The sequence below is a fragment of the Flavobacterium alkalisoli genome (genome assembly GCF_008000935.1).
Lineage (GTDB): Bacteria > Bacteroidota > Bacteroidia > Flavobacteriales > Flavobacteriaceae > Flavobacterium > Flavobacterium alkalisoli.
Genome location: NZ_CP042831.1, coordinates 2,724,916 through 2,744,698 on the forward strand (window position 1 = coordinate 2,724,916; position 19,783 = coordinate 2,744,698).

A 19,783-nucleotide genomic window follows, 5' to 3' on the forward strand; every position below is an offset into this window, starting at 1 on the left:
TATTTGGTGTAAAGGGTATAAAATATTTTATATTCCAAGTTGGAATATAATGAAGCTAAGTCCACAAAGGATTCTGGGTATATTTTGTTTTATCATATCTCAGAAATAATATTAATCCATTGTTTTCTTTTCCTTTTTCTTAACTACATACACATTGTCAAACCTTTTAAAATCAGGAATTTTTTCAACTTCTATTTTTTGGGTATAAGAGCTGTCTGTTGTCTTAACAATGGTAACTGTCATAAGCCCCACTTTAAGTACATCCCTGTTTCTTTCTATAGTGGTGGCTGTAGGCTTAACTGTATAGGTACAATCGTCTACCCATGTTATTTTAAAGTCATACGTTTCGTTAGAATCTTCCATTCTTTCGGTTTGTATGTCGTCTTTACGGGTTATAATGCACACTTTTTTAGTAGCAGGATCAATTATTTTAAATGTCCCGTTCCTGAATTTCAGGCAGTCATTCTGTTTGTTAAATCCGCTTAGCAGTAAAAACAGACCCATAGATAATATTGCTGTTTTAATTTTCATAGTTAACTATTTAAGAATGAATTTGACTTTCTGTTGATAATTACTTTAATAGCAAGTAGCAATACTGCCAGTGCTTCTGCAAGAGATCCTGAAACAATCATTTCAGACCCCCACGGCCAGTGCATCACCCTAAGCATTGCTCCAACTATTGTGATTGAATATCCTAATAAAAATACAACAATTATTATCCAGTACTTCATAATTAAATATTAAAATAAAGACATATTAATCCTACAATTGCGGGTAATGCCTGTATGTAGAAAATGCTTTTTTGTACGGTGGTTGCACCATACAGTCCGGCAATTGCCACACAGCCAAGAAAGAACATAGCCACATTAACGCGCCACTCTTCATTCTCTATAAAAAGCGACCAAAGCAGTCCGGCGGCCAAAAAGCCATTATACAAACCCTGGTTTGCTGCCATGGATTTGGTTTTTTCAAAAAGTTCGGCAGGAAACTTTTTAAAAACTTTCCTGCCGCGTGTTGTCCAGGCAAAGCTTTCTAACCAAAAAATGTAAAGGTGCAGCATTGCCACTATAACTATTATTGATGAAGAAATTATTGCCATAGCTGTATGTTTTAAATTTTAAAATTCTTTTCTATTGCCCTAATCATTTCTCCGGCAATATCTTTATTAGTAGCGCCTTCTATACCTTCAAGGCCGGGAGAGGAGTTAACCTCAAGCAGTAACGGCCCTTTAGATGAACGGATAATATCTACACCCGCTACCTTAAGTCCCATAGCCTTAGTAGCTTTAATGGCTATTTTTTTCTCTTCTGCAGTAGCCTTGATAATCGAGGCGGTACCCCCCAAGTGGATATTTGCCCTGAACTCACCCGGAAGTGCTTCACGCTGAATAGCCGCAACCACTTTTCCGTCGATCACAAAACAGCGTATATCCTTACCGTTTGCTTCTTTAATGAATTCCTGTACCAAAATGTTAGCATTAAGGCTTTTAAAGGCATTTATAACACTCTCAGCAGCCTTTTTGGTTTCGGCCAGTACAACGCCTTTACCTTGTGTGCCTTCCAGTAACTTTACGATAAGCGGAGAACCGCCTACCATTTTAATAAGGTCGTTAGTATCAAGAGGGGAGTTGGCAAAACCTGTTGTAGGTATGTCAACACCACTGTTTAAAAGTAATTGTAATGAATACAGCTTATCCCTTGACTGACTTATGGCTGCAGCCGAGTTAAGGCAATATACCTTAAGTGCTTCAAAATGACGTGTAAGCGCACAGCCGTAAAACGTCATACTAGGTCGTATACGCGGTATAACCGCATCAAAATCGTTTAAAACCCTGCCACCCCTGTAATGAATTTCGGGAGTTTCGGCATCCAGTTTCATGTAGCAGTACTTAAGGTTAAGGAAATGCATCTCGTGTCCGCGCATTTCACCGGCCTCCATAATACGCCTGTTACTGTAAAGTTCAGGGTTACTGGCTAATAAGCCTATGCGAAGGCCTTTTTTAGGCTCTTCATTTTTATTATAGTATTCCTTTAATTTTTCGGTTGTAGGCTGTCCTAAAAGATATTTTTGCTCAGGATCTACCAATATGCGTCCGCTCATGGCTTCGCGCCCTAACAGCATACGGAAACCCATAGAGTCACGGTTGGTAAGTGTTACTTCAACCTCCCAGTTAGAGTCGCCCACCTGTATATTGGCCTTTATAACATAGCGTTTTTCGCGGTATCCGCTCGAGCTTTTTACAATACGTTTATCTACCAGCGGAGCCTCGCAGTGTATAACGGTTTTGGTGTTGTTTTGTATTGGGTTAATATCAAACCTAACCCAGTTGTCGCCATCTTTTATAAACGGGTGGATGTTAATGGCATGAAGGGCAGAAGTCTTGGCGCCGGAGTCTACACGGGCCTTAATAGCAGGTATTCCCAGGTTAGGGAATGCGCACCATTCTTCACTTCCTACGATAACTTTGTCGAGCATTTTTACTTGTATTATATACTTCTAAAGTACTACTTTTTTTAGATAAGTAAAGTGGTTACCGTATTTTTATTTAAAATTTAATATTACTATCCTCACAATTTGACTATGAGGTTTTTAGTGTGGCAGAGGTATATAATACTCAGTTAGCTGGATTAGTGAAAGGTCATTATAATGCGTGAAACCTTTTTTGGTATAGAAAGCAGGATTATTTATTTTTGAAAAATTTTTTTAAAAATGCCGATTTTCGGTATGTGTTATTATGATTAGACAAAAAATGATTTTCAGGTTAGCGTTGTATTCAGATTCAGAAGAAACAAAGCGTATCACAGAGGAAGATTTTACAGATATATTACCCTTTTATTCAGATTTTCGCAGAATGGGTGACTATAGGCAATTAACTAATGGAAAAATACGTACTCAGCCTAACATTGAAACTGTTATAAATTTTGCTGCACAGGAATTTATAGATCTTGATATTGAATACGCAAGTATAGAATATATAAGTTTATGGAAAGAGAAAATTAACAATGTACAGTTAATTAGAAAGAGGTATAATTTTAACCTCCACTTAGACTGTGAACTCGTTATGTATAAGAAGTATCCGGCTTTAACCTTTCCGTTAGATTTTACAAAATTTCTCGCTGAAAACGATATTGGATTTTCTATAGATTTATGGGAGTAGGTATCTTAAATGAAAAAGTATTACTGGGACAAAGTAATTTGTTTTTTCGTTACTTAACATAAGGATTTTTATAATTGTAAAAACACATAAAAGAGATTTCTCATTCCGTTTCACTGCATATCGAAATGACAAAGACTAAAAACAAAAAATCCCCGGCAATGTGTCGGGGATTTTCTAAATATATATTCTAAACCATTAACTAGCCGGATTCTCCGCTTTTTTAATAGTTACTTCAAGTTCCTGTTCATTACTGTCAAGATCCATAAAGATTTCGTCTCCGGCACCTATTTTAGAAGTGATAATCTCTTCTGCAAGGGTATCTTCAACATATTTCTGGATAGCCCTTTTAAGTGGCCTGGCACCATACTGCTTATCAAATCCTTTATCAGCGATAAAGTTTTTAGCTTTTTCACTCAGCGTGATGTTATATCCAAGATCTTTAATCCTTGCGTAAAGTTTAGCAAGCTCGATTTCTATGATCTTATCGATGTCCTCTTTTTCAAGTGGGTTAAACACGATAATATCATCTATCCTGTTGATAAACTCAGGAGCAAACGTCTTTTTAAGGGCACTTTCAATAACACCTTTTGTATGCTCGTCTGCCTGTGCTTTTTTAGCAGCAGTACCAAAACCAACACCCTGGCCGAAGTCTTTAATTTGTCTTGCACCAACGTTAGATGTCATTATTATAATAGTGTTCCTAAAGTCTATTTTCCTGCCAAGGCTGTCTGTAAGGTAACCATCATCCAGTACCTGTAAAAGCATATTGAATACATCCGGGTGAGCTTTTTCAATCTCATCAAGAAGTACTACACAGTAAGGTTTTCTGCGTACTTTTTCAGTAAGCTGTCCGCCTTCTTCATAACCCACATATCCCGGAGGCGCACCTACAAGTCTTGATATGGCAAATTTTTCCATGTACTCACTCATGTCGATACGTACAAGCGCATCTTCAGAGTCAAACAGTTCTTTAGCCAGTACCTTAGCCAGCTGTGTTTTACCAACACCTGTTTGCCCAAGGAATATAAACGAACCTATCGGTTTGTTAGGGTCTTTAAGTCCGGCACGGTTACGTTGTATCGATTTTGCAATCTTGGCAACAGCATCATCCTGACCTATAACTTTGCTTCTGATCAGTTCAGGCAGGTGAGCCAGTTTGTTGCTCTCGGTTTGCGCAATACGGTTTACGGGAATACCTGTCATCATAGATACAACATCTGCCACATTGTCTTCTGTAACGGTAACGCGATTGTTTTTAGCGTCTTCTTCCCACTGCTCCTGAGCGATGGCAAGGTCTTTTTCAATGCGTTTTTCATCGTCACGAAGCTTAGCGGCCTCTTCATATTTCTGTTTCTTAACTACCGAGTTTTTAAGCTCACGTACTTCTTCCAGCTGTCTTTCAAGATCCAGTATCTGTTTAGGTACATCTATATTGGTAATGTGTACCCTTGAACCGGCCTCGTCAAGCGCATCAATAGCCTTGTCCGGAAGGAAACGCTCGCTCATATAGCGGTTAGTTAGCTTAACACAAGCCTCAATAGCCTCTGGTGTATAGTTAACATTGTGGTGCTCTTCATACTTACCTTTAATGTTGTTAAGTATGGTAATTGTTTCTTCTACCGATGTAGGCTCTACCATTACTTTCTGGAAACGTCTTTCTAGCGCTCCGTCTTTTTCAATGTATTGCCTGTACTCATCAAGGGTAGTAGCACCGATGCATTGTATTTCGCCTCTTGCAAGGGCAGGCTTAAACATGTTGCTGGCATCCAGCGAACCTGTAGCGCCACCTGCACCTACAATGGTGTGTATCTCGTCGATAAACAGAATGATGTCGTCATTCTTTTCCAGTTCGTTCATCACGGCTTTCATACGCTCTTCAAACTGGCCGCGGTATTTAGTACCTGCCACTAAGCTGGCAAGATCTAATGTTACCACACGTTTGTTGAAAAGTATGCGTGATACTTTTTTCTGTATGATGCGCAGGGCCAAACCTTCTGCAATGGCCGATTTACCCACACCGGGTTCACCAATTAGCAGTGGATTGTTTTTCTTTCTGCGGCTAAGTATTTGCGACACACGTTCAATCTCTTTTTCACGTCCAACAACAGGGTCAAGTTTGCCTTCTTCGGCAAGCTCGGTAAGGTCACGGCCAAAGTTGTCTAATACCGGGGTTTTAGATTTTTTGTTGGCTTTGCCACCCTGTGGGTTAGGGTTATTAAAGGTGCTTTCGCGCATACTGTCATCCTGTCCTGCATCATCGTTGTAAGACTCAGCCCTTGGCTGGTTTTCCATATAATCTTCTTCGCTTGATGTCATGTTGATAAATTGTTCTTTAACTGTTTCGTAATCGATTTTTAGCTTATTAAGCAACTTTGTAGTAGGGTCGTTTTCGTTGCGTAAAATACACAACAGTAAGTGTGCCGTACTTATAGAGGTACTTTGGAAAACCTTGGCTTCCAGAAATGTTGTTCTAAGGGCACGTTCTGCCTGGCGCGTTAAGTGCAGGTTTTTCTTGTCGTTCCCGCGCTCTGCGTTTGGGTTGGCAGGGCTTAATATTTCTACTTTTCTTCTTAAATGATCTAAATCAACAGATATATTATTAAGTATAGAAATTGCTTTGCCGTTTCCGTCCCTCAAAATCCCCAACATCAAATGTTCTGTACCAATAAAGTCGTGGCCCAGGCGTAAAGCTTCCTCTTTACTGTAAGTAATTACGTCTTTGACCCTTGGTGAAAAATTATCATCCATAATAATGTAATTGATACTGTAAATTTAACTATTTAAATAAGATTTTACAAAAACCGTACCTAGTAACGGTCTGTCATGCTAATTGACAAAAAAAATGGCAGAAAAGGAAATAATATAACATTAGTTTATTAACCGTTTACCGAGTTAATAATGTTAATAAATGGTGGAAATTAATTGATTTTTAACTGGAGAGTCCCGTCAAAAATGCGTATATTGGCACGTTTTGAAATAAAAATAATTTTTAATTTAACTATTTATGTCTGAAGGAGAAAAGTTAATTCCTATTAACATCGAAGACCAAATGAAATCGGCATACATTGACTATTCAATGTCGGTAATTGTATCGAGGGCGCTTCCGGATGTTAGAGATGGCTTGAAACCCGTACATCGAAGAGTACTTTACGGAATGTATGAACTTGGGGTACTTTCAAATAGAGCTTATAAAAAATCGGCAAGGATTGTAGGTGAGGTTCTTGGTAAATACCACCCTCACGGAGATACATCTGTTTACGACGCCATGGTGCGTATGGCCCAGGACTGGAGTTTAAGATATCTTTTAGTAGACGGGCAGGGTAACTTCGGGTCAATAGACGGTGACAGTCCGGCAGCGATGCGTTATACCGAGGCAAGGATGAGAAAAATATCGGAAGATATTATGGCTGACCTTGACAAAGAGACAGTAGACTTTCAGTTAAACTTTGACGATACATTACAGGAACCAACCGTAATGCCTACACGTGTACCTAACTTACTTGTTAACGGTGCATCGGGTATTGCAGTAGGTATGGCTACAAATATGCCTCCGCACAACCTTACAGAGGTGATAGATGGTACCCTGGCGTATATAGACAATAATGATATTGAGATAGACGAACTTATGAACTATGTAAAAGCACCTGATTTCCCTACGGGAGGTGTTATTTACGGTTATGAGGGCGTGCGTGAAGCTTTTAAAACAGGCCGTGGAAGGGTTGTAATGAGAGCTAAGGCAAACTTTGAAGAAATAGACGGTAAGGAGTGTATTGTTGTTACAGAGATTCCTTATCAGGTTAATAAGGCAGAGATGATTAAAAAGACTGCCGATCTTGTTAACGAAAAGAAAATTGAGGGTATTTCCAACATCCGTGACGAGTCGGACAGGAAAGGTATGCGTATTGTATATATCCTTAAAAGAGAGGCTGTGCCAAATGTGGTGCTAAACACTCTATATAAGTATACACAATTACAGTCTTCTTTCAGTGTAAACAACATTGCGCTTGTTAACGGAAGACCTCATACATTAAACCTTAAGGAGCTTATTCATTACTTTGTGGAGCACCGCCACGATGTGGTAGTAAGGAGAACTCAATATGAACTTCGCAAAGCTGAAGAGCGTGCACACATATTAGAAGGTCTTATTATTGCTTCTGATAATATTGATGAGGTAATCGCACTTATCCGTGGATCTAAAGACGGAGAAGAGGCTCGTGCTAAATTAATGGAAAGGTTTAATCTTAGCGAAATTCAGGCTAAGGCGATTGTAGAGATGCGTTTAAGGCAGCTTACAGGACTGGAGCAGGATAAACTGAGAGCAGAATATGAGGATATCATGAAGTTAATTGCTGAATTGAAAGCCTTATTAGAAAGCAAAGAGCTAAGAATGCAGCTTATTAAAGAGGAGCTGGTTGAAATTAGAGATAAATATGGCGATGAGCGCCGTTCTCAAATAGAATACTCTGGTGGCGATGTAAGTATAGAAGACCTTATTGCCGATGAGAATGTGGTTATTACCATTTCTCATGCAGGTTACATTAAACGTACACCACTATCAGAATACAAAACCCAAAACAGGGGAGGAGTAGGGCAAAAAGGTTCGGCAACACGTGATCAGGACTTCCTGGAGCACCTGTTTGTTGCTACTAACCACCAGTACATGCTGTTCTTTACCCAAAAAGGAAAATGTTTCTGGATGAGGGTTTATGAAATTCCTGAAGGTAATAAAACAAGTAAAGGGCGTGCTATACAAAACCTTATCAATATTGAGAACGATGACAAGGTTAAAGCATTTATCTGCACACTTGACCTTAAGAACGAAGAGTACATCAATAACCACTATGTAATTATGGCTACTAAAAAAGGTGTGGTTAAAAAGACATTACTGGAGCAGTACTCACGTCCGAGATTAAACGGTATTAATGCAATTACCATTCGTGAAGACGACGAACTATTAGAAGCAAAATTAACTACAGGCGAAAGCCAGGTGCTCCTTGCAGTTAAATCTGGTAAACTTGTTCGTTTTGAAGAAGGTAAAACACGTCCGATGGGTCGTAGTGCATCAGGAGTTCGTGGTATAACGCTTCAGGATGACAACGATGAGGTAATCGGCATGATTTCTGTAAATGATATGAACAGTGAGATTCTTGTTGTGTCTGAAAAAGGATACGGTAAGCGTTCAAGCCTTGAAGATTACAGGATAACAAACCGTGGTGGTAAAGGTGTTAAAACCCTTAATATTACAGATAAGACCGGTAAGCTTGTTGCGATTAATAACGTAACCGATGCTGATGACCTTATGATTATCAACAAGTCGGGCTTAACGATAAGAATGCAGGTTTCAGACCTAAGGGTTATGGGGCGTGCTACACAAGGTGTACGACTTATTAATATTAAAGGAAATGACTCTATCGCTGCCGTTGCAAAAGTTATGCGTGAGGAGGAAGGCGAAGATGTTATTGATGCAGAAGATGTATCGGCAGAAACAACCGATGACACAACTGCAAACGAAAATCAAAACCAGGAATAAACTTTAAAAACCGAATACAATGAAAGCTAAATATGCAATTGCTGCATCTTTATTAATTTCTATAGGCGCTTATGCTCAAAAGGATGAGCTTAAGCAAATGAAAAAAATTGTAAATAAGGAGCAGCCTACTGCAGAAGACCTGCAGAAATTAAAGCAGCTTATTGATCAGGCAGAACCTCTAATGGCTAATGCTGATGATAAGCAAAAAGCAGACTTTTACTATTACAAAGGTAATTATGACTTAGTAATGGCTATCGCAAAAATGGACCAGAACGGAATTAAAGCTGCGATTGCTGATTTTAACAAAGTGCTTGAGCTTGAGAAAACCACTAAGCGTGAATATACAAAAGAGATTACTGAGGAAATCTATCCGGAAGTAAGTAAAGGTATGTTAGCTATTGCTAAAGAGCTAGGTGCTAACCAAAACTACAAAGCAGCTGTACCTTTATATGAAATGGCTTATGAGCTTAATAAAAAGGATACTATTAATCTTTACAACGCTGCAGCTTATGCAATTAATGCTAAAGACTATGATGCATCTCTTAAATATTTTGAAGAGCTTGACCGTTTAGGTTTCACTAATAAAAGATTAAGCTATACTGCTACAAGCCCTGAAGGTGAAGTGCAATACTTTAATGATAAAAAAACAAGAGATCTTTACATTCAAACGGCTAGTTATACAAACCCGGGTGTTCATAAAGATCCTTCTGTAAGAGGTGATATCATTAAAAACATAGCGCTTCTTTATATCCAGAAAGGGGATAAGGATAAAGCTATGCAGGCTATTGCAAAAGCTAAAAAGCAAAACCCGAATGATATAGGCCTTCTTTCTGCAGAGTCTCAAATCTATTTTGAATCTGGTGATATGGAGAACTACCAAAGAGTAATAAAGGATATCTTAAACTTAGGTTCTAAAGATCCTAACCTTTACTTTAATCTTGGTGTGACTTCTGCTCAGGCAGGCCAGAAAGAAGAGGCTAAACAGTACTACCAAAAAGCTATTGAAATAGATCCTAAATATGCAGCTGCTTATTATAACATAGGTGTATTGCTTCTTGATGGTGAAGATGCTATTGTTAGTGAGATGAACGGCCTTGGTACTTCTAAAAAAGATATGGCTCGTTACGACCTGCTTAAAGAAAAAAGGGATGCTATCTATAAGGAGTCTTTGTCTTATGTAAAGAAAGCTTATGATATGGAAACTAATCCTGAGAACAAAGAACAGTTTAAAGCGCTTTTAGCCAGCCTTTATACAGGTCTTGATATGATGGATGAGGCAAATGCCCTTAAAAAGAAATAAATAGCTTAAAAGAGCTTTGAAATAAAAATCCCCTCGTGTTTTACGAGGGGATTTTTTTTATACCATAAGCTAATAATAAAGCCTCCGAAAAGGAGGCTTTATATTTATTGCTTAAGACTGTTATCGTAACTGGGCACCTGTTTGTGTTTCCAGGTTCTGTCTTATTTTTGTCATTAACTTATCGATCTGGTCGTCTTTAAGGGTCTTGGTGCTGTCCTGAATAGTAAAGCTTACAGCATACGACTTTTTACCTTCCGGAAGGTTTTTGCCTTCATATACGTCAAACAGGTTAATGTCTTTTAGTAAAGATTTTTCTGTTTGTCTTGCTATGGCATAAATGTCCTTAAAGGTTACATCGCTGTCAACAAGCAGGGCAAGGTCTCTTCTAACTTCCGGGAACTTGGATATTTCTGTAAACTTGATTTTAGCAGATACTACCTTGATAATTGCAGCCCAGTTAAAGTCGGCAAAGAATACTTCTTGTTTTATATCAAAATGCTTTAAAACCAGTTTTTTAACGCTTCCCATCTCTACTAAAACTTCATTTCCTAAAGTATAAGCTAAGCCTTCTGAGAACACGTCATTTGTAACAGGTTGTGTCTGAGCTTTGTTTATCCCAAGTCTCGATAAAACCATGTCTACATAACCTTTAAACATAAAGAAGTCTGAAGGTTTTTGTTGCTGTGTCCAGCTTTCTGCAGTACGGTCTCCGGTAACGGTTAAGGTTAGGTGTTTGTTCTCATCATACCCTGAAGGAAGCTTATGGTACGATTTACCAAACTCAAATAATTTAAGATCGCTTCTCTTTCTGTTTATGTTGAATGATACTGCTTCAAGTGCGCTGAAAAGTAATGACTGCCTCATTGCAGAAAGGTCACTGCTTAGCGGATTAAGCATAAGCACATTGAACTCTTCCTTAAGGTTTTCGCTAAGCTTAACATATTCAGGTGTTGTAAGCGAGTTAGCCATCATTTCGTTAAAGCCTACAGCTACCAGTTGGTTTGCTGTAATGTTTTGCAGCTTATAATCTTCTGTACGTGCCGAGTTAGACATAGAAGCGTTAAGCTTTTGAGAGAAGTTTACATTGTTGTATCCGTAAACCCTTAAAATCTCTTCTATAACATCTATTTCTCTTTCAACGTCTACTCTGTATGAAGGTATTACAAGACCAACACCAACATCAGACATGCTGTTGATTTTTATATCAAGTGAAACCAGTATTTTTTTGATGGTTTCTTTGCTTATTTCCTGACCAATTACCCTTTCAACATTTTTAAAGTTTACGAAAACCTGGTGGTCTTCAATCTTTTTAGGGTAAATGTCTATAACATCAGATGTTATTTCGCCACCACCTGTTTCCTGTATAAGCAGGGCAGCCCTTTTAAGAGCATATTCTGTTATGGTAGGATCTATGCCTCTTTCAAAACGGAAAGAAGCATCGGTGCTTATACCGTGGCGTTTAGCTGTTTTTCTTATTGATACAGGGTTAAAGTAAGCACTCTCTAAGAATATAGAAGAGGTATTTTCACTAACTCCTGATTTTTTACCTCCCAGTACACCTGCAATACACATAGGTCCGTTTTCGTCACAAATCATTAGGTCGTCCTCATGTAATGTGCGCTCAACATCATCCAGTGTAATAAATTTAGTTCCTGCTTCGGCAGTTTTTACAACAATTTTGTTACCTCTTATTTTAGTGGCATCAAAAGCGTGTAACGGCTGCCCTAGCTCATGCAAAACGTAATTAGTAACGTCTACCACATTGTTTTTAGGTGTAATACCTATTGCCATAAGCCTGTTTTGTAACCATGCAGGAGAAGGTTGTACCGTAATTCCGGATATGGTTACACCACAGTAGCGTGGTGCCAGTTTATTGTCATCAACTTTTACGTCGATTTTAAGTGTACGCTTATCAATCCTGAAATTGCTTACAGAAGGTGTAATAAGCTCTGTGTTTACATTGCGCTGAGTCATGCCTGCACGAAGGTCGCGGGCAACGCCCCAGTGACTCATGGCGTCGGCACGGTTTGGCGTAAGCCCTATTTCAAAAACCTCATCGGTTTCAATATTAAAAATTTTAGAAGCCGGAGTGCCCGGTTTTAGATCTTCGCCTAATATCAGGATACCTTCGTGGCCCTGGCCAAGACCAAGTTCATCTTCGGCACAAATCATACCGTGGCTTTCTTCTCCGCGTATTTTTCCTTTCTTGATCTGGAAACCGTTTCCTTCGGCATCATACAGGGTAGTACCTATGGTTGCCACAGGAACTTTTTGTCCGGCTGCTACGTTAGGTGCTCCGCAAACAATCTGTACGGGAGGATTACCGTCACCAAGGTCTACCGTTGTAACTTTAAGCTTATCGGCATTAGGGTGTTGTATGCATGAAAGCACATGGCCTACCACTACACCTTCAAGTCCGCCTTTAAGCGACTCAAACTTATCAACTCCTTCTACTTCAAGGCCAAGGTCTGTAAGCAGGTCGGCTGTTTCTTCTGAGTTCCAGTCTAATTTAATGAATTGTTTTAACCAATTGTAGGATATACGCATTGCATTTTTTGTTTTAAAGCATGCAAAGATAATAATTGTGATTGAAAACAGTGGAATATAAACCCTTGTTTAGCATTAAAAAAGTGAAAATAATCACACTAAAATTTTCTTAAAATTTATATTTCTTAAAAAATCAAAGCCTGCTTATTTTAGCAGGCTTTGATTGTATGAAAAATTTATTGGGTCGATTGCATGAAAATACACCGCTATACTTTAGGTTTAGCCGGCATTAGCTCATTGTTCATATCAGGTGCTTCAGACAGTTTTTTTTCCTGTTTGAAATTCTCCTGATTACCATCATCAGTTTTGTTGTGGGTAATATTACTGCAGGCAGTAACTACCATCAACAATAGCATTGCTGAAATAGGGGCAGCAAATTGCTGTAAGGTGCGTTTCATAATGTTGCGTTTACTGTTGTTTTAATTCTTTTTAGCCAGAAAATTAACAGTGTCGGCATTTGGGGTTAAGCAAATGTATGTTTATTTTTTAAATGTTATATGCTTAGTATCAAATTTTTAACAATAATTATCTTGATAATTAAAAAGTAATTATAAAGTAGTTACTCTATGATTATTTTTTTGGCAGTACTACCATCTTTACTTTTTACAGAGACTATATAAGTTCCCGGACTGGTAATGTTTATAGTTGTATTTATAGTTGTAATTTCCTGCTCAAGTATCTTTTGTCCTAATGTGTTATAAACTTTTGCTGTGCACGGATAACTTTCAGTCTGAATATTAAAGCTCCCTTTAGAAGGATTAGGGTATACTATTAGAGTGTTTTTATTTTTGTTAAACTCAGGATTATCTAAACTGTATGATAAAGCCTGGAAAGCATTAATTCTGCCATGTCCGTAATAAATATCAAACCCGGGTATGTCTTCCAATGTGCTTCCTACCTGATCTTCGGCGGTATTTTCTATTATAGACTTAATTTGGGCTGGTGTTCTGCCTGGGTCCTGAGCCAAAAGCAATGCAGCTAACCCGGATACATATGGTGTTGCCTGAGATGTGCCTCCCCAATATATCCCGTATTCTGTATTTGAAGTATGCGAAAGGCCATAAATAAAATTACCCGGAGCAACTACAGATATATGATCCCCATAATTACTGCCGCTATTTGAATCCCAAAAGAAAGGTTGTGTTCTGCTGTCATTAGGATTTGTTGATCCAACAGCAATAACCCCTTCAAAATTGGCAGGATAAAAAGGTATTGAGGTGTTAAAATTCATCATGCAGGCTACAACCACCACATTATTATTAAGTGCATATTGAACAGCTTCTTCAAGTACCTGTGAATACTGATTACCGCCAACAGAAAGATTAATAACCCTTGCTCCGTTATCTGCAGCATAAATAATAGCATCATACCACCATGAATAATTTCCGTTGTTATTAGCATTAAGCCCTTTCAGCGTCATTATCTTACAGTTAAGGTCTACCCCGGAATATCCTGATAAATTATTACCGTTTGCAGCTATAATGCCTGTTACATTTGTGCCGTGGCCATGATCGTCAAAAGGAAAAGGTACATTCGAAACAAAATCCCAACCAAAAAAATCGTTTATATAGCCATTATTGTCATTATCAATATTATCCTCAAAATTGACTGTCTCAGCTTCGTTAGACCAAAGTCGTCCCTCAAATTCAGGATGTTCTAAATTTAGCCCACTGTCCATTACCGCAACAATTATTTCGCTGCTTCCCTGTTCAATATCCCAGGCTGCCTCCATATCTATATCAGCTCCTGATATCGAAGGCGACAGGTTAAAGCTACCATCGTTATGTAAGCCCCATTGCCTAAAATAGAATTGGTCGTTAGGTGTCATGTTAAACTTTTTACCACCACCTTGGCCTATATAGTCAGGCTCTGCATATTCAACTGTTTGAAGCTGACCGTAAGCCTTTACCAAATTTTCAATATTAGTGTCGTTGGGGAATGAAATTACAAAGAGTTGGGATTTAGATTTTTTACCCGATCTTAATTTTGTAATCCCGGTCGCATTATAATTTTTTGCTATGCTGTCTATTTGTACAATACCTGTAGAATTATTGTTTAAGTTAATATTTTCTACACTGCTTTTAAGCTTAATGGTAATACGATTAGTTTTTGGGGTCTGCGCATTAATTGTAAAATATAATAAGAAAGCGCATGAAAGTAATAGTTTTTTCATAGGTGTGTTTAATTATTTTCGTAAAAATATTAAATTAATTTTAGTGTTATTTCTCAAAAGCATTTATGTTTTCCAAATTTCCAAGTTCGTCAAGATAAGCGATAAATACTGCACCTTTCGGAGGATAGTGCATATTGATTCTCGTAAGTTGTCCGTTTTCCTTAACCAGGCTTAACTCAAGCCTGTTAGGTTTGGTTTGCCATTCTTTTCTGTTTACTGCAATAACATGTATACCGTTTATCTTTTGATTGTACTCCCTGCAAATTTCTGTTTTCTGAATATAAAGAGTATCACGCCCTTTTGCTTCCGGATGTAAAAAATGCTGAACCTCCTTATGCTTAATAATATCGGTTATCAGGTTACACTGATTACTTTTTGGCAGACAACAAAACAGGCTAATGAAAATATAAACGGCGATTGTTTTCATAGTGAATGGTGTTTATTTAATAAAAAAAGCCCTCCGATTCAGGAAGGCTTATTCATATTATGGTTTTGCTATTAACAATTCTTCTTTAGTGCGTTTCTTTGCCGGGCCATACTCTACATATACGTGATATAGTTTATCATCTTCTGTAACTCTGGTAACTTTAAGATTGTATTTGTCTTTAAAAATAAAGGAATTACAATCTGTAGGTGCTCCGTCAGCACAAACCGTAATGATAAGGTTTTGAGAAGCCTCATCGGTTTCCGGCATATTTGCACTTCCTGATTCGTTATAATTAATAATGGTAGATAGTGACCCCAATTTAACGGGATAACTGGTGTAACTGTCTATTGAGCCTAACAGGTTACTAAACTCTTTGTTTTCTAATTTTTGAGTTAATGTTGTTTGAGAGTGGGCAAACTGTGCAATAGCACAAACTGTAAGTAGTAATACAGTTTTACGGAAGGTGTTTTTCATGTTGGTAATAGTTTGGTTGTTGTTTCTGTATATGCAATTTAATACTTTTTGATAAATAACTTGAGTAGCCTGTATAATATTAGCTAAGGTTGTTTAATTTAGAATCTCTTTTGAAATTAAATTACATAAATTTGAAGTTTGAACCCCTTTTATATGAAAAAACTATTTTTTAGCCTGTTGTTCCTTTTTACACTAACCTTACAGGCACAGCTGAAAAGCCCGGGAGAATTTATACCAAGTTACGGGAGCCAGGTAAGCTATTACCATCAGTTGGAAAATTACTTTACTCATTTAACCCAAAATTCAGATTACATACTTAAAAAGCCTTACGGTTATACCTATCAGGAGCGAAGCCTTAATGTATATTACATTTCAACTCCGCAAAACCTGAAAGATCTTGAAAACATAAGGCAAAACCATCTGTATCAAATTGGACTTTTAGATAAAAAGCCAACCACAACCGTTACTGATAAAGCTATAGTATGGCTTAGTTTTAATGTACACGGTAATGAGCCCGGTGCTGCCGAAAGCTCTATGAATGTGGCCTTTGAACTTATTAACCCAAATAATAAGAACACCAAAGAGTGGCTGGAAAATACCATCGTGATATTAGACCCATGCTTAAACCCTGACGGGTACTCTCGTTACGGGAACTGGCTTAGGGATGTTACCGGGCAACAGCTTCATCCGGGGCTTACCGATAGGGAACACATGGAACCGTGGCCGGGTGGCAGGCAAAACCATTATGCGTACGATCTTAACCGTGACTGGGCATGGCAAACGCAGGCTGAATCGCAACAGCGTATAAGGCTTTTTAACGAGTGGATGCCAATGGTACATGTAGATGTGCATGAAATGGGGTATAACGAACCTTATTTTTTTCCTCCCGCAGCAGAGCCAATGCACGAGTACATCACTCAGGCACAAAAAGATTTTCACGTTGCAATAGGCGAAATGACTTCAAAACGATTTGACCTTAAAGGATGGAACTACTATACAAGAGAGCGTTTCGATTTATTTTACCCGAGCTATGGGGATACCTATCCAAGCTTTAATGGTGCCGTGGGTATGACCTATGAGCAGGGTGGTATAGGTGCCGGCAGGGCAGTGGTAATGAGCAACGGTAATATACTAACGCTACAGGACAGGATAGACCACCATACCGAAGCCGTGCTTACAGCAGTTGAAACGGCTTCCTGGCAAAAGGATAAGCTGGTTAAAAATTTCCGCCAGTATTACAAAGACGGTAAGGAAGGCAATAAAGGGAAATATAAAACCTACATTATAAAAAACAACGGTAAGACCCAACAGCTTGCCGAGTTGCTGGAACGAAACAAGATTCAGTTTGCTTATGCCAAAGAGTCTAAAAAGCTAAACGGTTACAGCTATATGGAAAACGGCGATAAAGATTTTACCGTAGAGCCTAACGATTTAATAATTAGTGCCAAGCAGCCTAAAAGCATACTTACACAGGTATTGTTTGAACCTGCACCTAAACTTACCGACAGCCTTTCGTATGATATAACTGCATGGGCATTGCCTTATGCTTATGGAGTGGAGAGTTATGCGCTTAAAAACAGTCCTAAAATAGATACTAAGAAAGAGATTAACTATAAGGGCAAACTTGATTTTGAAAGGGCTTATGCTTATTACATTCCGTGGAATGGAAGAGCGTCGGCAAGAACGCTGTCCTGTCTGCTTAAAAGCGGGATAAAGGTGCGTTCTGCCAGAAAAGCTTCTTTCTTTAGAGGGGTAAGAATTAAACCTGGTGATTTAATTGTACTTAAAGGAGATAACCAAAGCCTTTACGATTTTAAAAACACTATGGATATGCTGCTTGAAAACAAACCGGATTATGAGGTTTTGGAAAGTGGTTTCTCTTTAGAAGGCGGCGACTTAGGGGGGGAATACTATCCGTTACTTAGCGCTCCGAGAGTTTTACTGCTTTCGGGAGAGAGTGTAAGTGCTACCGATTTTGGGCAGGCATGGTTTTACTTCGATCAGATGATAGAATATCCTGTAAGTATAGTGGATGTTAAAAATATTAGCAGGGTAAACTTTAGTGATTTTACAACCATAGTACTGGTTGATGGCTGGTATGATTTTACCGAAGATCAAAAAAGTGATTTGGATAATTTTATTAAGGACGGGGGCAAGGTAATTGCAATAGGCAACGCACTGGGTATTTTTGAAGACAGGGCAGGGTATAACCTTACCCGTTTTGCTTCGGAACAGGATAAACAGGACGAAATTGACCGTAAGGAGGAAGAGGCTTTAAGAGCCCGTTTTATGGATTATAAAAATGCCGAAAGACGTTCAATATCTGAGTCGGTGCCGGGAGCAGTGGTAGAAAATGTAATAGATAAGTCACACCCACTTTCTTACGGACTTGGAGATAAGTATTTCAGTCTTAAAACCAGTGATACCCATTACCAGTTACTTAAGGATGCCTGGAATGTGGCCTATGTGCCAAAGGATTATATAAGCTTTGGTTTTATTGGGCAAAACCTTAGAAAAAAACTGGAAAACACTGTTACCTTTGCTGTAGAACAAAAAGGCAGCGGGCAGGTAATTTATATGATAGATAACCCATTGTTCAGAGGATTTTGGGAAAACGGTAATCTGCTTTTCAGCAATGCTGTATTTTTAGTTGATTAAATAAATTTTTATGAAAAAAAGACTTTTTGAGAGATCCTTTTATGTACTGGGATTACTTTCTATGATTACATTAACGTCTCCTTTTTTTAGTTACAGGCCTACAGCCGTAACAACAAACGACTGGTTTATATGGGGAAACTTTAATTTGCTGGATATTGTTGTGGAAGGGCTTCCGCGATTTTCTAAGGTAGCAATGAGTGATACCATGAAATTAGTTATCGTAATAAGTACTATTATACTTGCACTTGGCGTTTTCCAGTTTGTAGGTTCTCTTTTTAAACAGCGCAAACAGGTATTGTTTTCGGCGATAACCCTTTTTGTATTGCTTGCAGGCGGAATTATCTATATTAAATCCGGAGGATATGATATTACCGTTAAGGCAGGATATTATATTTTTATGGCGCTTGAAGCTGCTGTTATAGTAATGGGAATTCTATTAGGAAGAAACAAAGAAAAAAACGTAGCATAATAATTTAACCCACCCCCGCCATTAATCAACAATGAAAAGATTACTACTGCCATTGGCAGCATTACTTATCGTGTCATGTCATACAGATATTGACGACAACGGGACCGCAAACAATAACAACGGTGAGAATCCCGGGGAAACAGTTATAGATTACAGGCAGGAAATGCGCCAGCTTGTAATTAGCATTAGTCAAAAGGCTAAAGGAATAAGTCCGGGCTTTGCGATTATTCCCCAAAACGGTATTGAACTGCTTACTAACGACGGAGATCCGTTTGGCTCGCTAAACTTACCTTATCTAAATGCTATAGACGGGCACGGACAGGAAGACCTGCTATATGGTTATGATAACGATGATGAAGCTACACCTGCCGATGTAACCGAATACCTGAAGAATTTCTTAGACAGGTCTAAGGAGTTTGGTAAAAAGATATTGGTTACCGATTATTGTACCTCAGCGTCTCATGTAGAAGATTCCTATCTTCAAAACGAGGATAGCGACTATATTTCTTTTGCAGCCCCTATCAGGGAACTGAATGTTATACCGGGTCAATCTCCTTATAACTATAATAATGCAAACATAACTCAGCTATCGCAGGCCAAAAACTTTTTATACCTTATAAATCCTGAGAATTATAATACTAAACAGGAGTTTATTACTGCCGTGGCACAAACCGATTATGATGTAATTATCATGGATTTGTTTTTAAACGGACAGGCTTTTACAGCAGCCGAAGTAGCTCAGTTAAAGAATAAAGCCAATGGTGGTAGCCGCATGGTAATATGTTATATGTCTATAGGTGAGGCAGAAGATTATCGTTATTACTGGCAGCAGGAGTGGAGTACAAATCCGCCGGAATGGGTAGCAGCCGAAAATCCTGACTGGGGAGGTAATTATAAGGTGCAGTACTGGAATGATGAATGGAAATCTATCATCTATTCAGGACAGGGATCATATCTTGATACCATACTACAGGCAGGCTTTAATGGGGTATACCTTGATATTATAGATGCCTTTGAGTATTTTGAAGAATAATATAAAACGCCCCTT

At 38.4% G+C, this 19,783-nt stretch carries 16 protein-coding genes; 6 read left to right on the forward strand and 10 right to left on the reverse strand.

Annotated elements, in window-relative coordinates; translation table 11 throughout:
* Nucleotides 1-111: 111 nt before the first annotated feature.
* From FUA48_RS12435 to rimK, 4 genes are read right to left on the reverse strand one after another with little or no spacing between them, the layout of a single operon-like run.
* A complete protein-coding gene (locus tag FUA48_RS12435; RefSeq protein WP_147583827.1) occupies nt 112-531 on the reverse strand; it encodes a hypothetical protein in 420 nt (139 codons plus the stop codon).
* A gap of 2 nt (nt 532-533) precedes the next feature.
* Nucleotides 534-731, reverse strand: a complete 198-nt coding sequence (locus FUA48_RS12440; protein ID WP_147583828.1) for a GldL-related protein — start codon at nt 729-731, stop codon at nt 534-536.
* 2 nt (nt 732-733) lie between these two features.
* A complete protein-coding gene (locus FUA48_RS12445) occupies nt 734-1,099 on the reverse strand; it encodes a DUF1304 domain-containing protein (protein WP_147583829.1) in 366 nt (121 codons plus the stop codon).
* Between the two features lie 11 nt (nt 1,100-1,110).
* On the reverse strand, nt 1,111-2,475 hold the full coding sequence (rimK, locus tag FUA48_RS12450) for a 30S ribosomal protein S6--L-glutamate ligase (protein WP_147583830.1): 1,365 nt from the start codon (nt 2,473-2,475) through the stop codon (nt 1,111-1,113).
* Between the two features lie 274 nt (nt 2,476-2,749).
* Here rimK and FUA48_RS12455 point away from each other — a divergent pair, with 274 nt between their 5' ends.
* Nucleotides 2,750-3,157 carry a hypothetical protein gene (locus FUA48_RS12455; protein ID WP_147583831.1) on the forward strand — a complete coding sequence of 136 codons (408 nt, stop codon included), beginning with the start codon at nt 2,750-2,752 and terminating at the stop codon, nt 3,155-3,157.
* Between the two features lie 195 nt (nt 3,158-3,352).
* On the opposite strand, the gene FUA48_RS12460 is transcribed toward FUA48_RS12455, so the two are convergent.
* The gene (locus tag FUA48_RS12460) at nt 3,353-5,905 is read right to left on the reverse strand and encodes an ATP-dependent Clp protease ATP-binding subunit (protein ID WP_147583832.1); all 2,553 of its coding nucleotides are present in this window, start codon (nt 5,903-5,905) and stop codon (nt 3,353-3,355) included.
* A gap of 256 nt (nt 5,906-6,161) precedes the next feature.
* On the opposite strand from FUA48_RS12460, the gene gyrA reads away from it, so the two are divergent.
* Nucleotides 6,162-8,687, forward strand: a complete 2,526-nt coding sequence (gene gyrA / locus FUA48_RS12465) for a DNA gyrase subunit A (protein WP_147583833.1) — start codon at nt 6,162-6,164, stop codon at nt 8,685-8,687.
* A 19-nt stretch (nt 8,688-8,706) separates the two neighbouring features.
* The gene (locus FUA48_RS12470) at nt 8,707-9,987 is read left to right on the forward strand and encodes a tetratricopeptide repeat protein (RefSeq protein ID WP_147583834.1); all 1,281 of its coding nucleotides are present in this window, start codon (nt 8,707-8,709) and stop codon (nt 9,985-9,987) included.
* A gap of 120 nt (nt 9,988-10,107) precedes the next feature.
* On the opposite strand, the gene pheT is transcribed toward FUA48_RS12470, so the two are convergent.
* From pheT to FUA48_RS12495, 5 genes are all read right to left on the reverse strand, one after another.
* Nucleotides 10,108-12,534 carry a phenylalanine--tRNA ligase subunit beta gene (pheT, locus tag FUA48_RS12475; RefSeq protein WP_147583835.1) on the reverse strand — a complete coding sequence of 809 codons (2,427 nt, stop codon included), beginning with the start codon at nt 12,532-12,534 and terminating at the stop codon, nt 10,108-10,110.
* A 206-nt stretch (nt 12,535-12,740) separates the two neighbouring features.
* Complete coding sequence (locus FUA48_RS12480; RefSeq protein ID WP_147583836.1) at nt 12,741-12,932, reverse strand: hypothetical protein; 192 nt, start codon at nt 12,930-12,932, stop codon at nt 12,741-12,743.
* Nucleotides 12,933-13,093: 161 nt separating this feature from the next.
* On the reverse strand, nt 13,094-14,707 hold the full coding sequence (locus FUA48_RS12485; protein WP_147583837.1) for a S8 family serine peptidase: 1,614 nt from the start codon (nt 14,705-14,707) through the stop codon (nt 13,094-13,096).
* A gap of 46 nt (nt 14,708-14,753) precedes the next feature.
* Nucleotides 14,754-15,134 carry a hypothetical protein gene (locus tag FUA48_RS12490; RefSeq protein WP_147583838.1) on the reverse strand — a complete coding sequence of 127 codons (381 nt, stop codon included), beginning with the start codon at nt 15,132-15,134 and terminating at the stop codon, nt 14,754-14,756.
* 57 nt (nt 15,135-15,191) lie between these two features.
* Nucleotides 15,192-15,608, reverse strand: a complete 417-nt coding sequence (locus tag FUA48_RS12495; protein ID WP_147583839.1) for a hypothetical protein — start codon at nt 15,606-15,608, stop codon at nt 15,192-15,194.
* A 153-nt stretch (nt 15,609-15,761) separates the two neighbouring features.
* On the opposite strand from FUA48_RS12495, the gene FUA48_RS12500 reads away from it, so the two are divergent.
* From FUA48_RS12500 to FUA48_RS12510, 3 genes are read left to right on the forward strand one after another with little or no spacing between them, the layout of a single operon-like run.
* Nucleotides 15,762-18,266: a M14 family zinc carboxypeptidase gene (locus tag FUA48_RS12500; protein WP_147583840.1), complete on the forward strand. Its 2,505-nt coding sequence runs from the start codon at nt 15,762-15,764 to the stop codon at nt 18,264-18,266.
* Nucleotides 18,267-18,276: 10 nt separating this feature from the next.
* Nucleotides 18,277-18,735: a hypothetical protein gene (locus FUA48_RS12505; RefSeq protein WP_147583841.1), complete on the forward strand. Its 459-nt coding sequence runs from the start codon at nt 18,277-18,279 to the stop codon at nt 18,733-18,735.
* A gap of 31 nt (nt 18,736-18,766) precedes the next feature.
* Complete coding sequence (locus FUA48_RS12510) at nt 18,767-19,768, forward strand: endo alpha-1,4 polygalactosaminidase (RefSeq protein ID WP_147583842.1); 1,002 nt, start codon at nt 18,767-18,769, stop codon at nt 19,766-19,768.
* The last annotated feature ends 15 nt before the right edge of the window (nt 19,769-19,783 follow it).

Coding starts and splice junctions, on each gene's coding strand:
- FUA48_RS12480 (WP_147583836.1), bottom strand. CDS start 12,932: ATGAAACGCACCTTACAGCAATTTGCTGCCCCTATTTCAGCAATGCTA.
- FUA48_RS12460 (WP_147583832.1), bottom strand. CDS start 5,905: ATGGATGATAATTTTTCACCAAGGGTCAAAGACGTAATTACTTACAGT.
- FUA48_RS12435 (WP_147583827.1), bottom strand. CDS start 531: ATGAAAATTAAAACAGCAATATTATCTATGGGTCTGTTTTTACTGCTA.
- FUA48_RS12470 (WP_147583834.1), top strand. CDS start 8,707: ATGAAAGCTAAATATGCAATTGCTGCATCTTTATTAATTTCTATAGGC.
- FUA48_RS12500 (WP_147583840.1), top strand. CDS start 15,762: ATGAAAAAACTATTTTTTAGCCTGTTGTTCCTTTTTACACTAACCTTA.
- FUA48_RS12485 (WP_147583837.1), bottom strand. CDS start 14,707: ATGAAAAAACTATTACTTTCATGCGCTTTCTTATTATATTTTACAATT.
- FUA48_RS12490 (WP_147583838.1), bottom strand. CDS start 15,134: ATGAAAACAATCGCCGTTTATATTTTCATTAGCCTGTTTTGTTGTCTG.
- gyrA (WP_147583833.1), top strand. CDS start 6,162: ATGTCTGAAGGAGAAAAGTTAATTCCTATTAACATCGAAGACCAAATG.
- FUA48_RS12445 (WP_147583829.1), bottom strand. CDS start 1,099: ATGGCAATAATTTCTTCATCAATAATAGTTATAGTGGCAATGCTGCAC.
- FUA48_RS12455 (WP_147583831.1), top strand. CDS start 2,750: ATGATTTTCAGGTTAGCGTTGTATTCAGATTCAGAAGAAACAAAGCGT.
- FUA48_RS12440 (WP_147583828.1), bottom strand. CDS start 731: ATGAAGTACTGGATAATAATTGTTGTATTTTTATTAGGATATTCAATC.
- FUA48_RS12510 (WP_147583842.1), top strand. CDS start 18,767: ATGAAAAGATTACTACTGCCATTGGCAGCATTACTTATCGTGTCATGT.
- FUA48_RS12505 (WP_147583841.1), top strand. CDS start 18,277: ATGAAAAAAAGACTTTTTGAGAGATCCTTTTATGTACTGGGATTACTT.
- FUA48_RS12495 (WP_147583839.1), bottom strand. CDS start 15,608: ATGAAAAACACCTTCCGTAAAACTGTATTACTACTTACAGTTTGTGCT.
- rimK (WP_147583830.1), bottom strand. CDS start 2,475: ATGCTCGACAAAGTTATCGTAGGAAGTGAAGAATGGTGCGCATTCCCT.
- pheT (WP_147583835.1), bottom strand. CDS start 12,534: ATGCGTATATCCTACAATTGGTTAAAACAATTCATTAAATTAGACTGG.